The organism is Leucobacter tenebrionis (assembly GCF_019884725.1).
Classification (GTDB): Bacteria; Actinomycetota; Actinomycetes; order Actinomycetales; family Microbacteriaceae; genus Leucobacter; species Leucobacter tenebrionis.
The window spans coordinates 528157-542140 of the sequence record NZ_CP082322.1 but is presented as its reverse complement, the minus strand read 5'-3'; the positions used below and the strand labels follow the sequence as shown (position 1 = coordinate 542140).

13 protein-coding genes are annotated in these 13984 nt (G+C 69.7%); 8 read left to right on the top strand and 5 right to left on the bottom strand.

The annotated features are described in order from the left end of the window. Positions 1-13: 13 nt before the first annotated feature. Positions 14-652, bottom strand: coding sequence for a TetR/AcrR family transcriptional regulator (locus tag KVY00_RS02530; protein WP_223044184.1), 639 nt, complete (start codon positions 650-652; stop codon positions 14-16). 166 nt (positions 653-818) lie between these two features. Here KVY00_RS02530 and KVY00_RS02525 point away from each other — a divergent pair, with 166 nt between their 5' ends. The 3 genes from KVY00_RS02525 to KVY00_RS02515 all read left to right on the top strand — a co-directional run bounded on the left by KVY00_RS02525 (position 819) and on the right by KVY00_RS02515 (position 3669). Beyond that, positions 819-1322 carry a hypothetical protein gene (locus KVY00_RS02525; protein ID WP_223044183.1) on the top strand — a complete coding sequence of 168 codons (504 nt, stop codon included), beginning with the start codon at positions 819-821 and terminating at the stop codon, positions 1320-1322. 393 nt (positions 1323-1715) lie between these two features. Continuing rightward, complete coding sequence (locus tag KVY00_RS02520) at positions 1716-2219, top strand: FBP domain-containing protein (RefSeq protein ID WP_223044182.1); 504 nt, start codon at positions 1716-1718, stop codon at positions 2217-2219. A 160-nt stretch (positions 2220-2379) separates the two neighbouring features. After that, positions 2380-3669: an MFS transporter gene (locus KVY00_RS02515; RefSeq protein ID WP_255572720.1), complete on the top strand. Its 1290-nt coding sequence runs from the start codon at positions 2380-2382 to the stop codon at positions 3667-3669. A gap of 100 nt (positions 3670-3769) precedes the next feature. On the opposite strand, the gene KVY00_RS02510 is transcribed toward KVY00_RS02515, so the two are convergent. From KVY00_RS02510 to pepN, 3 genes are read right to left on the bottom strand one after another with little or no spacing between them, the layout of a single operon-like run. Then, entirely contained in the window at positions 3770-4210 is a 441-nt protein-coding gene (locus KVY00_RS02510; RefSeq protein WP_255572719.1) for a globin, read from the bottom strand. Next, positions 4207-5136, bottom strand: a complete 930-nt coding sequence (locus KVY00_RS02505; protein ID WP_223044181.1) for a mechanosensitive ion channel family protein — start codon at positions 5134-5136, stop codon at positions 4207-4209. The genes KVY00_RS02510 and KVY00_RS02505 overlap by 4 nt, the downstream gene beginning before the upstream one ends. Beyond that, complete coding sequence (gene pepN, locus KVY00_RS02500) at positions 5133-7721, bottom strand: aminopeptidase N (RefSeq protein WP_223044180.1); 2589 nt, start codon at positions 7719-7721, stop codon at positions 5133-5135. Before pepN ends, KVY00_RS02505 begins: the two co-directional genes overlap by 4 nt. Before the next feature lie 162 nt (positions 7722-7883). Here pepN and KVY00_RS02495 point away from each other — a divergent pair, with 162 nt between their 5' ends. Genes KVY00_RS02495 through KVY00_RS02485 form a run of 3 tightly spaced genes read left to right on the top strand, consistent with a single transcriptional unit; the run spans position 7884 to position 10059 of the window. Beyond that, the gene (locus KVY00_RS02495) at positions 7884-8486 is read left to right on the top strand and encodes a mycothiol-dependent nitroreductase Rv2466c family protein (RefSeq protein WP_223044179.1); all 603 of its coding nucleotides are present in this window, start codon (positions 7884-7886) and stop codon (positions 8484-8486) included. A gap of 32 nt (positions 8487-8518) precedes the next feature. Continuing rightward, the gene (locus KVY00_RS02490; RefSeq protein WP_223044178.1) at positions 8519-9010 is read left to right on the top strand and encodes a ribose-5-phosphate isomerase; all 492 of its coding nucleotides are present in this window, start codon (positions 8519-8521) and stop codon (positions 9008-9010) included. A gap of 44 nt (positions 9011-9054) precedes the next feature. Further along, complete coding sequence (locus KVY00_RS02485) at positions 9055-10059, top strand: Fpg/Nei family DNA glycosylase (protein ID WP_223044177.1); 1005 nt, start codon at positions 9055-9057, stop codon at positions 10057-10059. Between the two features lie 73 nt (positions 10060-10132). Here the strand turns inward: KVY00_RS02485 and KVY00_RS02480 are convergent, their stop codons facing one another. Next, positions 10133-12262, bottom strand: coding sequence for a RecQ family ATP-dependent DNA helicase (locus KVY00_RS02480; protein WP_223044176.1), 2130 nt, complete (start codon positions 12260-12262; stop codon positions 10133-10135). Between the two features lie 109 nt (positions 12263-12371). On the opposite strand from KVY00_RS02480, the gene KVY00_RS02475 reads away from it, so the two are divergent. Then, positions 12372-13316 (top strand): helix-turn-helix transcriptional regulator, encoded by a 945-nt coding sequence (locus tag KVY00_RS02475; protein ID WP_223044175.1) that lies wholly within the window; start codon positions 12372-12374, stop codon positions 13314-13316. Then, positions 13313-13882 (top strand): dihydrofolate reductase family protein, encoded by a 570-nt coding sequence (locus KVY00_RS02470; RefSeq protein ID WP_223044174.1) that lies wholly within the window; start codon positions 13313-13315, stop codon positions 13880-13882. Before KVY00_RS02475 ends, KVY00_RS02470 begins: the two co-directional genes overlap by 4 nt. Positions 13883-13984: the final 102 nt, after the last annotated feature.

The following is a 13984-nucleotide window of genomic DNA, read 5'->3' as shown; positions in this document are numbered from 1 at the left end:
CCTGTGCGTGGCCTTAATGCTGTGCGAGGATCTGCTGCGCGAGGGTCTCGGCCAGCCAAGACGCATAGGCGTCTTCTGGCCAACCGCATCCCTCGGTCGCGCTGATGAAGGTTTCGACTCCGGTCACCAGCCAGGCCCGGTCGACAGCCTCGTCGACGCCGAGGCCCGGCCTGAGTGCGTCCCGCGCCGCGAGGCGCTCGATGAGGTGGGTGAGGCCCTGTCTGCGCCGTTCGTTGCCCTGGGCCATGAGCTCGGTGAGCTCGGCCATGGCCCCCTGAGCGATGGTGAATGACGGCCTGCTCGTGGCGAAGAACGCGCAGGTCCACCGGGCGAACGCCTCGAGGATCCGTTCGGGATCCTGCTCGGCCGCGATGCGCTGACGCCACTGGGCGGCTTCAGCTGATTCTTCCATCTGCTCGATGATCGCGCGAGCCACACCGGCTTTCGTGCCGAACGCGCTATAGACCGTCTGCGCCGATACGCCGGCACGCTCGGCGATCGCGGCGATCGTCGTGCCCACGAAGCCTTCCGACTCGAACAGGTCCCGGGCCGCAGCCGTAACCGCTCGCCGCGTACGAGCCGCCTGCTGCTCGCGCACCGTGGACCGGTACGGGCGTCGCGGCGTTCCCGTCCGCGTATCGTCGCTGTTCATGCTTCAGAGTCTTCCAGAGGGGCCGGTAATTCGTTAGAGTCAACTATAGCCAATATGGGATGGTGACGAGAGGTGCGGAACGATGAATGACACCGGGGGAGTCGGGCGGGTCGGGCCCGCGCAGGGCAGGGCGCTCGGGTCGTTGGTCGGGGTGATATTCGGGCTCGTGTTCGTGATCGTCAACTCAAGCGGCCTTGCCGCGACGGCCCGTGCGGTGGTGCTCGCTGTGGCAGGGCTGGGCGTCATCACCGTTCTCGCGCTGATCGTGCGGGACGCTCGTGGTGGGCGGGACGGCGCGGGCGGCCGGGGCGGCGGGAACGGGGCACTGTTCGGGCGGGCCTACTGGATGATCGTCGGGGTGGAGGCAGTGGCACTGTTCGTCGGTGCTCGGCTGGTGTCCGAGTTCCTCCGCCCGGAGCTCGGCGTCGCGTGGGTATCGTTCGTCGTCGGGGTGCACTTCTTCTCGCTGGGATGGTTGTTCCGGCTGCACCGGTTTCATGTCCTCGCGGTGCTGGTCACCGCATGCGGGGTCGCCGGGTTCGCGTGCGCCGCTTTCGGGCTCCTGTCCGGCATCGCCGTCGTCAGCGGTGTCGCCCCCGGTTTCTTGCTGATCGGCTTCTCCGCCTGGGCGATGCTTCCGGCGCGGAGCGTTGGCCACCCGACTGCGTAACCTCTCGGGTCACATTTTCCACGGGTCGAGGAGTTCGACCGAGGTGCCGACGAAATCTTTCGTGTTCCGGGTGGCGCAGACCGCGCTGCGACAGCGGCAGATCGCGGCAATCTTCGCATCGGCCATGCTGATCGGGCGACCCTATCCAAGGCGATCGCTCACACTGTCGGATCGATGCTGCACAGCCGGGGTGGGAAGGGCGGTAAGCTGGGCGCCGTGAGCTATCGAGAGCTGTACTCGCAGCGTCAGGAGGTTGTCGGCGACGCCCTCGCCGACAGTGATTAGCCGAGTCGTTCATGCCGTGCCTGCGCAGTACGCGCCCGCTCGGCTGATTTCGACGACCCTGCAACTCTCATCGGGATCGCGCGTTCGCGCGTCCCGGAAGGAATACTCATGCGACCCCTGACCGAGGCTTTCATACGTGGCTCTTTCATCAACGCGTCCCGCAGGGAGGTGAAAGAGATGGTGCTGCCGGCTGCCTTCGAGAGCATGGGCGAGGCCGATTGGGAACGGCTCGACTACTTCGGCTGGCGGGATCCGAAGTTCGCGAAGCGGGCATACGTCGTGCTGCCGAGGCTCGACGCTGAACCGGTCGGCGTCGCGCTGAAGCAGGCCGACGCCTCTCCCCGCTCGCGCCCCATGTGCAACTGGTGCTGCGACGTGCGCCTGCCGAACGACGTCGTCTTCTGGAGCGCGAAGCGCGTCGGCGACGCTGGCCGCCGCGGCAGCACCGTCGGCACGCTCATCTGCCGCGACTTCGAGTGCTCGCGCAATGTGCGCAACGACCCGCCGCCCGCCTACGAGGGGTACGATGTCGCGGCCGCGCGCGTGCGACGGATTGAAGACCTCCAGCTGCGGGCCGCCGGTTTCGCCGAGATGCTGCTCGCGGGGCGGTAGGGGCCGGGGCTGCTCCGCGGGAAGCCTCCAGCCGAACGTCGGCGGGGTGCTCATCGCGACCGGGCGCGGCGCGGCGTCGCGTCGCTCGGGCGGGGATCCGGGATGCTGAGACTATGAACAGTGTGCGCGCTCGCGGCGTCCGGCCGCGCGGAGCCGGGCGGTGAGCGGGTCGGGGCAGCGGGACGAGGATCCCCGCCGCTTCGCCGCGCTCAGAAACCGCAGCTCGGGGACCTACATCGTCGGCGGAGCGCTGTCGATGATGGCCGACAACATCGAGCACGTGCTCGGCTACTGGGTGCTGTGGCAGACCTTCCACTCGCCTTGGCTCGTCGGATTCCAGATCGTCAGCCACTGGCTGCCGTTCCTGCTGTTCTCCGTGTACGCGGGCGCGCTCGCACAGCGCTTCGACTGCCGCCGCATCATCCAGATCGCCCAGGCGCTGTTCATGTTCGTGTCGATCTGCTGGGGTGTGCTCTTCCTCACCGGCACCCTCGAGCTCTGGCATGCCTGCGTGCTGCTCGTACTGCACGGCCTGGCCGGCTGCCTCTGGATGCCCGCCGAGCAGCTCATGCTCTACGACTTCGTCGGCCCTCGGCAGCTGCCGAGCGCGGTGCGGATCAACTCGACCTTCCGCAGCCTCGCGTTCATAGCGGGGCCGGTCGTGGGCTCCGCCCTGCTGATCGGGATCGGCCCCGCGTACGGGATGTTCGTGAATGTGCTGTTCTACCTGCCGCTCACGATCTTCCTCTTCCGCACCCGCTTCACCGGGCACAGCGGCGCGGGATCCGCGGATGCCCCTGCCTCAGACGCAGCCTCTGCGGCGCCGCCCGCCCCGCAGGGCATGTCCTTCCTCGCGGCGTTCTCCGTACTCGGCACGGTGCGGCGGCACCGTGAGATCTTCGGCATGATCCTGCTCACCGCCCTGAGCGGGATCACTATCGGGCACCTCCTGCAGAACGCCATGCCCGAGTTCGCCGAGATCCTCGCCGGCGGCAGCGGACCCGGCGCTGCCTACGGCCTGCTGCTCTTCGCGAACGGGGCCGGGGGAGTGCTCGGCGGGTTCCTGCTCGAGGCCACGCGCAAGGTGCCGCCCACGGCGCCCACCGCGGTCGGTGCGGCGATCCTGCTCGGGATCAGCACCGTGGTCTTCGCGAGCAGCGGCAGCCTCGTGCTCGCGGTGATCGCGCTCGCCATCGGCGGCGTCGCGAAGATCACCGCGGAATCGACCGAGATGAGCATCGTGCAGCTGCAGGCACCCGACGCGGAGCGGGGCCGCGTCATCGGCGCCTACACGATGTTCGGCCCGGGCATGATGACCTTCGGCGGGGTGACTGCGGGCCTCCTCGGCTCGCTGCTCGGCATCCAGGCGGCGGTATTCGCCTCGGGCCTCGTGCTCACCGCGGGATCCGCAGTCGTCGGGGCCTGGCTGCTGCTGCCGCGCCGCAGCTGAGAGTCCGCAGCTCAAGCAGGAGATCGCGCTTCAAGCAGGAGATGATCTCGGGATCCACCCGCCTGACACGCGATCTCCTACCTGGCCGCTGCCGCTTCGCTCACTCGAACCGGTTGACCATCGCGAGCGCGGCGCGGTCCACGTAGTCGCGGAAGGCCGCATCGTGCATGGGTGGCAGCTCGACGGCATCGAGAGCGGCGTGCATGTGCTTCAGCCATCGCTCCTTCGCGTCGGGGGTGACGGCGAACGGGGCGTGACGCATGCGCAGCCGCGGGTGACCGCGCTGCTCCGAGTACGTCGTCGGCCCGCCCCAGTACTGCTCGAGGAAGGTGCGCAGGCGCCAGATCGCGCCCTCCCAGTCGGCGTCGGGGTACATGGGGGCGAGCACGGGATCCTCGCGCACTCCGTCGTAGAAGACTCTGACGAGACGATCGAACGTCTCGGTACCGCCCACCTGCGACCAGAGCGTCTCGGTCACCGCGGGCCCCTCCGATCCCGCGCGGAGCGTGAGCCGGGGTGCAGGTGGCTGCTGCTCGTTCATCCGGCGCCTCCCGGGTACTGCGGCAGTTCGGTGGCGAGCTGGATGCCCTCCTCGTTGAAGCGCCGGATCAGCTCGGCGCGCAGCGCGCGCTGCACCGCCCACTGGGCTTCGGGGCGCGTGCGCATGGCCAGGCGCAGCGTGGCGCGATCGCCGTACGCGCTCTCCACGCCCCAGACCTCGGGCTCTCCGGTGATCTTGCGCGCGGTCGCGGGGTCCCGCATGAGGCTCTTCGCCGTCTCCATCGTGACCCGCTCCACCTCGGCCAGGTCGCTGTCGGCCTGCACGGTCACGTCGACGAGTGCTCGGCCCCACCCCTGCGACGAGTTGCCGAGGGTGAGGATCTCGCCGTTGCGCACGAACCAGAGCGTGCCGTCGACGGCCCGCACCTGAGTCACGCGAATGCCCACGTCCTCCACGGTGCCGCTGACGTCGCCGACCGTGATCCAGTCGCCGACGCCGAGCTGATCCTCGAACACCATGAAGATGCCGTTGAGGAGATCCTTGACGATGTTCTGCGCACCGAAGGCGAGGCCGGCGCCGATGATGCCGGCCGAGGCGACGAGGGCGCCGACGTTGACGCTGAGCTCGGAGAGCACGAGGATCAGCGCGATGGCCACGATGATCCAGGTGATCGCCGCGCGCCCGACGCTGCCGAGCGTGCGCGTGCGCTGCACGGCACGCGCGTTCACGTAGGGCGCGGCCTGGATCTCCGAGGTCGTGTCGACATCCTGCGCTCGCTTGACTCCCTGCACGATGCGGGTGACGGTGCGCATGAGCACGCGCCGCAGCACCCAGTTGAGGGTCACCGCCACCGCGATGATCAGCAGGATGCGCAGCGGCACCTGATAGGTCGTGATGAAGTCGACGAAGGCGTTGCCGACGACCTCGGGGACGTCCTCGACTCCTTGCATGCGGAATCCCGTCATCGGACCTCCCTATCAGCCTGCTGCGCGAGCAGCGCGCGCTCGACGCCCGCGAGGTGCTCGATGATCATGCGGCGCAGTGCGGCGGGGGCGTCGGTGTGGTCTTCGAGCCAGGATCGCGTGGCCTGCGCGAGCTCGGCGTTCGCGAGCGGCGCGGGGTAGAAGCCGTCGATCAGCTCCTCGGCGATCGCGTAGCTGCGCGACTCCCACACCGGCAGCAGCGCGTCGAAGAAGCGGCCGACGAAGGGCTCGAGCAGCGCGAGGTCGTGGGCACGGGTGAAGCCGGCGCCCGTGGCGCGCACGATCGCGTTGGGCTTGTCGCTCTCGTCGAACACGGAGGCCCACGCGCGGTCCTTGTCCTCGGCGGTCGGCAGTGCCGCCCGCGCGTGCGCCGCCGACTGGTTGCCGGTCGCCGTGCGATCCGTCTCGAGCTGCTGCGCGATCCTCGCCTCATCGATGCGCCCGCCCGCGGCGAGCGAGGTGAGCAGCTCCCAGCTGAGATCGGTGTCGATCTCGAGCCCGTCGAGCGCCAGGGTTCCGTCGAGCAGGCTCTGCACACGGTCGAGGTGGGCCTCGCTCGTGGCCAGCTGGGCGAAGGACTTCACGAACTGGAACTGCGCGTCCGAGCCGGGTGCGGCGGTCTCGGCGAGCTCCTGCAGCCCATCGGCGACCCGGCCGAGCACGGCGTCGCGACGCGCGGGATCCACGTAGCTCGAGGCGGCGAGCACCAGCTGGCCGAGCACGGTGCGCAGGGTGGTGGAAGCCGTCTCCCGCCCGATGTGGGCCAGCACGATGTCGACGAAGCGCGAGGCCGGGAACTCGGCGTCGCGCGTCGCGTCCCAGAGCGTTCCCCAGACGAGGGCCCTCGCCAGGGAGTCGTCGATGTCTCCGAGACGCGCGGCCGCGGTCTCGAGCGACCGCTCATCGAGCCGGATCTTCGCGTAGGTGAGGTCGTCGTCGTTCAGCAGCAGGAGCTCGGGCTGCTCGGCCCCGCGGAGCTGCGGGATCTCGGTGCGGGCGCCGTCGACGTCGAGCTCGAAGCGGTGCACGCGGCGCAGCGCGCCGTCGGCGAAGGCGTATAGGCCGACGGCGATGCGGTGCGGGCGGATGGTGGGGTACTTCGGATCGGCGGTCTGTTCGATCGCGAACGACGTGTAGCGTCCGTCTTCGTCGAGCTCGAAGACCGGGCGCAGCGTGTTCACGCCGGCGGTCTCCAGCCACAGCTTCGACCACTCGGCCAGATCGCGGCCGCTCTGAGCCTCGAGCTCGGTGAGCAGGTCGACGAGCTCGGTGTTGGAGTGGTGGTGCTTCACGAAGTAGTCGTGCACGCCGCGCATGAACGGCTCGCGGCCCACCCACGCGACCAGCTGCTTGAGCACCGACGCGCCCTTCGCGTAGGTGATTCCGTCGAAATTGACGAGCACGTCTTCGAGGTCGCGGATCTCGGCGACGATCGGATGCGTCGACGGCAGCTGATCCTGGCGGTACGCCCACGACTTCTCGGAGGCCGCGAACGTGGTCCAGCAGTCGCTCCACTCGGTCGCCTCGGCCACGCCCAGGGTCGACATGTACTCGGCGAACGACTCGTTGAGCCACAGATCGTTCCACCAGCGCATCGTCACGAGGTCGCCGAACCACATGTGCGCGAGCTCGTGCAGGATCGTGACGACGCGGCGCTCGCGCATCGCGTCGGTGACCTGGCTGCGGAACACGTAGGCCTCGGTGAAGGTGACCGCACCCACGTTCTCCATGGCGCCCATGTTGTACTCGGGCACGAAGAGCTGATCGTACTTGTCGAAGGGGTAGGGGTAGTCGAACTGCTCCTCGAAGAAGGCGAAGCCCTCGCGCGTCTTCTCGAAGATGTAGTCGGCGTCGAGGTGCTCGCCGAGCGACTCCCGGCAGAACACGCCGAGCGGGATCGTGCGCCCGTCGCGGCTCGTCAGCTCGCTGCGCACCACCCGGTACGGGCCGGCGATGAGCGCGGTGATGTAGCTCGACATGACGGGCGTCGGTTCGAACCGCCACGTGGAGATCGCCTGCTCCGCCCAGTCGTCGCCCTGGGCGCCGGCCTTCTGACCCGCGGCGACGGGCTCGGGCGTCGGCTGGTTGCTCACCACCTGCCAGCGGGCGGGCGCGGTGATGGTGAACTGGAAGGTCGCCTTGAGATCCGGCTGCTCGAAGACCGCGAACATGCGCCGCGAATCGGGCACCTCGAACTGGGAGTAGAGGTAGACCTCCCCGTCGGCCGGGTCGACGAAGCGGTGGAGGCCCTCGCCGGTATTCATGTACCGCTGCGTCGAGGCGATCCGCAGCACGTTCTGCTCGGCGAGCTCGGGCAGCTGCACGCGGGAGTCCGAGAACACCTGCGCGGGATCGAGCGAGCGTCCGTTCAACTCGACGCTCTCGACCGAGTCGGCGATGAGATCGATGAATGTCGAGGATCCGGCTCGGCCTCCGAAGCGCACCGTGGTGACGGCGTTGAAGGTCTCTGCACCGGTGGTGAGGTCGAGTTCGACCTCGTAGCTCTCGGTGGTGACGATGCTGGCGCGTTCGCGCGCTTCGACGCGGGTCAGATTCTCTCCGGACACGGTGCTCCTTCGGGCGTTGCGGTCGGTGTCGGGGCCGGGATCTCACGAAGGATCGGCCCGCACGGTGGTGAAGTATCGCGACAAGCCTATGCCCGGAGGCTATGTGTCGGCTCAAGACGTCGAGCCTGTTCTCGGGGAGCCTTCCGGCCGTAGACTGGCCTCATGAGCAACACCGTCGAAGTCGAGTTCTGGTTCGATCCAATCTGCCCCTGGTGCTGGATGACCAGCCGCTGGGCCGCGGAAGTCGCCGAGGTGCGCGGCTTCGAGATCGCGTGGCACCCGATCAGCCTCGCCGTTCTCAACGAGGGCAACGAGACGGGCAGCCACGCTGAGGGGCATCGGCAGGGCAAGCGCATGGGGCGCGTGGTCGAAGCCGCGCGAGTCGCGCACGGCGAGGGCGTCGTGGGCGCCCTCTACACGGAGCTCGGCAATCGGCTGCATCCCGGCGGCCGGGATGATTACGACGCCGTGATCGCGGAGTCGCTCGAAGCGCTCGGCCTGCCCGCCGACCTCGCTGCGGCGGCCGATGACGAGCGGAGCGACGCGCAGGTGCGCGCCAACACCGATCACGCGATGGAGATCGCCGGGCCCGACGTGGGTGTGCCGATCATCTCCGTGGACGGAGTCGCCTTCTTCGGGCCGGTGGTCACGCCGGCGCCGACGGGCGAGACGGCGCTGAGGCTGTGGGACGGGATCGTCGCGGCCGCGAGCGTGCCCGGGTTCTACGAGCTCAAGCGCGGGCGCACCGTCGGCCCGCAGTTCTGATCCTCCCCCGCAGCCCCGATAGAATCGTGCGCATGCGCATTCACGTCGCCACTGATCACGCCGGACTCGAGTTCAGCCAGCAGTTGCAGCAGCACCTGCGCGACCGGGGGTTCGAGGTCATCGACCACGGGCCCCAGGAGTACGACGCTCTCGACGACTACCCCCCGTTCTGCATCAACGCGGCGCTCGCGGTAGCCCGTGATCAGCGCGACGGCGTCGAGGCGCTGGGTGTGGTGTTCGGCGGCTCGGGCAACGGCGAGCAGATGTCTGCGAACAAGGTCGAGGGCATCCGTGCCGCCCTGGTGTGGAACGAGTCGACGGCGCAGCTCGCCCGCGACCACAACGACGCGAACGTGATCTCGATCGGTGCCCGTCAGCACGAGGTCGCCGACGCGATCCGCTTCATCGACCTGTTCATCGACACCCCGTTCTCGGGCGACGAGCGTCATGTGCGCCGCGTCGGGCAGATCGGCGAGTACGAGCGCACCGGCGGCATCTCGGGCAAGCACGTCGATACCCCCTGACGCGGGTGTCGTGCAGAGAATCCTGAGCTGAGAGCGAGACGAACGTGCCCGAGGGCCACTCCGTACACCGCATCGCGCGGCAGTTCCACGCGAACTTCGTGGGCACCGCGCCCAGTGTGACGAGCCCGCAGGGCCGTTTCGCGCAGGGCGCCGCGATCCTCGACGGTCACGAGATGACCGACGCCCGCGCCGTCGGCAAGCAGATGTTCCTCGAGTTCGAGGGCGATCACTGGTTGCGCGTGCACCTCGGCATCTACGGGGCCTGGGACTTCGCGGGCGAGGTGCGGGTGGATCCCTCGATCCAGATCCACGGCCACACTCCCGGGCACTCCAAGCTCGGGCAGACGGGGGAGTACTCGAGGCCCGACCGTGCGAGGCCCGTCGACCGCGACGGCGAGGATTCGGTGACCTCGATCGGAGCTCCGCGGCGTGCTCGCGTGCGCATGGCCGAGCACGACCGCGAGACCGAGGAGGTCGGTTCGTTCCCGCCGGATCCGGTCGGACAGGTTCGGGTGCGCCTGCTGAACGAGACGGTCTGCGCGGATCTGCGCGGGCCGACGGCCTGCGAGGTGCTGACGCCGGCCGAGGTCGACGCGGTCGTGCAGCGCCTCGGCCCCGATCCGGCCAACGCGAACACGCCGGCGGAGCGGGAGCGGTTCGTCTCTCGTGCCCATAAGAAGAAGACCCCGATCGGGCTCGTGCTCATGGACCAGTCCGTGATCGCGGGGATCGGCAACGTCTACCGGGCGGAGATGCTGTTCCGGGCCGAACTCGACCCTCACACGCCCGCGAACACCCTCGACCGCACCGTGCTCGAGGCCCTCTGGGACGACTGGGCCCACCTGCTCGACATCGGCATCACCGTCGGCCAGATGATCACGATCGACGGGCTCGAGGGCGAGGCCTACGCGCGGGCGCTGTCGGAACGCGATGAACGGCACTGGGTGTACAAGATGGAGGGCACGCCCTGCAAGCGCTGCGGCACCAACATCCAGCTCGAGGAGTTCGGAGCGCGCAAGCTCTACTGGTGTCCCGGGTGCCAGCTCTGACGTAGCGCGCTGCACAACGCGCGCGTGGTGCCAGCTCTGAGCCGACGTGCTGCTGAACGAGCCGCGCGTCTCATCACCCGACGCTGGCCAGTGCGAAGGGGAGCACCGCGGGTGCGCCCGCGGCGAGCAGTGCCCTCGCTGCGACCGTGATCGTCCATCGGCTGTCCACGAGGTCGTCGACGAGCAGGATCGGGCCCGGGGCCTGAGAGACGGTCTCGGCGAGGACGGGGCTCACCCCGAATCGGCCCCATACCGACGCCAGCCGGAACGCGCTGTTGCCGCCGGGCCCCACCGCCGGTACCGAGGGGTCGACATCGAGTGACCCCAGGAACGGCAGGCGGCCGCGCTCCGCGATCGCGGCCGCCGTGCTTGCGACGAGTAGCGGGCGGCTGAGCGAGGGCATCGCCACGACCCCCACAGGGCGCTCCTGCCACGGCCAGTCGCGCAGCGTCGCGATGACCCCTTCGAGCAGCCTGTCGTCGATGGGTCGATCGGCAGTGCCCGCGTCGAAGATGTCGCGCAGCGGGCCGCCCCAACCCAGATCGGTGAGACGCGCGATCGCCCGCCCGGGCGCGGGGCGTTCGCCCTCGGGGATCCTGCCCTTCACCGGGAGGCCTCGGCGGTCCGCCCCGGTGGGCCACATGCCGCGCGGCTCGATCGGCACGCCGACGCGCTGCAGCTGGCCCGATGCGCGCTGCGCCGCCTCGCCCGGGATATCGGTGGGGTACCACGCGCCGGCGCAGACGTCGCAGCGTCCGCACGGCGCGGCGGTCGGATCGTCGAGATCGCGCTGCAGCGTCTCCATGCGGCAGCGCTCTCCGCGCTCATAGGCGAGCATCGATCGCTGCTCGGAGGCGCGGGCCGAAGCGATGCGCTCGTACCGCTCGGCGTCGTAGCGCCACGGGGCGCCGGTGGCGACCCAGCCGCCGGATACTCGCCGCACTGCACCGTCGACGTCGAGCACCTTGAGCAGCAGCTCCAGCGGGCTGCGGCGGATGTCGACGCGGGCCTCGAGGGCGGGCGTCGACAGCGGCGGGTCGTCGGGGCCGCCGAGGGCGGCGAGCACTGCGGCGGCACGCTCCGGATCCGGCATGGAGGCCGTGGCAAAGTAGCGCCAGATCGCCTCGTCCTCGGCCCCGGGCAGGAGCAGCACATCGGCGTCAGCGGCTCCGCGGCCCGCGCGGCCGACCTGCTGGTAGTACGCGACCGGTGAGGACGGGGCGCCCAGATGCACGACGAACCCGAGATCGGGCTTGTCGAACCCCATGCCGAGCGCGCTGGTGGCGACGAGCGCCTTCACCTCGTTCGACTTGAGCGCGGCCTCGAGGCGCTCGCGCTCATCGGGGTCCGTGCGACCGGTGTAGGCGGAGACCGCGTAGCCGGCCTCTCGGAGCAGCCGGGCGGTGTCTTCCGCCGCCGATACCGTGAGCGCGTACACGATGCCGCTGCCGTGCAGATCGCCGAGGTGGGCCACGAGCCAGGCCAGTCGTTCCCGAGACGTCGGCAGGGCGAGGGATCCCAGCCGAAGCGACTCGCGCGCGAGAGACCCGCGCAGCGTCAGCACGTCGCGGCCCAGCTGCTCCACGACGTCGTCGACGACCCGGGCGTTCGCCGTGGCGGTGGTGGCGAGCACCGGCACGTCGCGTTCGAGCCCCGCGAGAAGCGCCGCGATGCGTCGGTAGTCGGGTCGGAAGTCGTGCCCCCAGTCGGATATGCAGTGCGCTTCGTCGATGACCAGCAGGCCCATCCGTCCGAGCAGCCCGGGCAACTGCTGCTCGCGGAAGCGGGGATTGTTCAGCCGCTCCGGAGACACCAGCAGCACATCGATCTCGTCGGCCGCGAGCCTGCTCTCGATCTGCTCCCACTCGTCGGAGGTGGCCGAGTTGATCGCCGCGGCCCGCACCCCCGCGCGCTCGGCGGCCGCGACCTGATCGCGCATCAGGGCGAGCAGCGGGGAGACGAGCAGCGTGGGCCCCGCACCCCGTCGACGCAGCAGTGCGGTCGCCACGAAGTAGACGGCCGACTTGCCCCAGCCCGTGCGCTGCACCACGAGGGCGCGACGCCGCTCGGTGACGAGCGCGCTGATCGCCTCGAACTGCCCGTCGTGGAAGTCTGCGTCGGGCCGACCGGTGAGCCGGCGCAGAAGCTCGGACGCCTCGCCGTAGACGGCGCTGTCGCGGATGGTCTGCTGCTGGGGTTCCATGCCCCCGATGATGGCAGAGGGCACTGACATTCTCGTCGGCGGGACTGGGAGCCAGGGAATCAGCAAGAACGGTCATGCGCTGGGGTCCGGGCGCCGCCAGACTGGAGACATGACCACGAACGGAAGGGATCGACTCCGCGAGCTGCTCGACGCGGTGCTCGACGAGAGCCACCGGAGTCTCGACGACATGGCCGGGGGAGCGCACACCTCGCGCTTTCACTTCGCCCGCTCGATCTCCCGGGCAGCGGGCGAGGGGCCCGTCGCGATGCGGCGGCGCGTGATGCTCGAGCGGGCGGCCTGGCAACTGCGAGACGGAGCGAGTGTGGCCGAGGCAGCCTGGACCGCCGGGTACGACTCGGCCGAGGGCTTCAGCCGGGCCTTCGCCCGCGCCTTCGGGCACCCTCCGAGCGCCCCCGCCGCGAGCCACTGGCTTCCCAGCCCGAACGGGATCCACTTCCACCCGCCCACATCGCTGTGGGTGCACGCCGAGGAGGGTGTCATGAACCCGTTGACCGAGCAGCTGGTGCGCCACGATATCGACGACACCTCGTACCTCCTGGACGCGGCTGCACACCTCGATGACGGTGAGGTCTCCCGCCCGCTGCTCCCGGGCAACACGGTGCTCGAGTGGGACGGTGAGGAACCCTCGATCGCGTCGGTGCTCGAATCGCTGGTGCACTCGAAGGAGGTGTGGCTCGCGGCGCTCGAGGGGCTCGACCTTCCCGAGCGCGGCGACCCGCCGGCCCTCGGAGAGCTCCGAGCGCGGCACGAGCGGGCGGCCGCGCGGTGGCTCGCGGCGGTGCGCGACATCGACCGGCGAGGCGCCTGGGACGACCGGCTGGTGGATGCCCTCTGCGATCCGCCCGAGAGCTTCGTGATCAGCGCCGTGGTCGCGCACGTGCTCACCTTCTCCGCGCACCGCCGCCAGCTGGTGCGATTCATGCTGCGCAGCTGCGGAAGCCGGGTCGACGACGGCGATCCCATCATGTGGCTTCGGCGACTGCGCGGCGAGATCGATCCCGAACCCGAAGAACACGAAGGAGCAGCCTTATGACGCGCCTCATCTACTACACCGCCACCACACTCGACGGCTTCCTCGCCGACCCCCACGACTCGCTCGACTGGCTGCTGCGGCAGCCGCAGGAGGAGGACGGCCCGGGCGACTACGAGCGCTTCTTCGCCGGGATCGGGGCCCTCGTGATGGGGAGGACGACGTACGAGTGGGTCCTCGACCATGAGAAGGACTCCTGGCCCTACGAGATCCCCACGTGGGTGATGACGCATCGCGACCTGCCGCTGCCGGGGGCGGGTACCGGCTCAGAGCACGACATCCGCTTTTCGCAGCGCCCGGTCCGGGACGTGCATGCCGAGATGCTCGCCGCCGCCGACGGAAAGGATCTCTGGGTCGTGGGAGGGGGCGACCTCGCGGGTCAGTTCGCCGATGCGGGACTGCTCGACGAGATCCTCACCTCCATCGCGCCCGTCGTGCTCGGCGCCGGCCGTCCGCTGCTGCCGCGCCGCCTCGATCTCGAGCTGGTCGAGACGGGCCGCAACGGAGCGTTCGTCACCGCCCGTCATCGGGTGATCGGTCGGCTGCTCGAGGATCGCCCCTCCCCGTGATCAAGCAGCGCCTCAGTCGAGGAGGGTGCGTAGGCCCCACCTTCGACGGGCTCAGGGAGCGGGGTGCTCCCTTCGAGATACGAGTTTCGCATGCCGGATCGC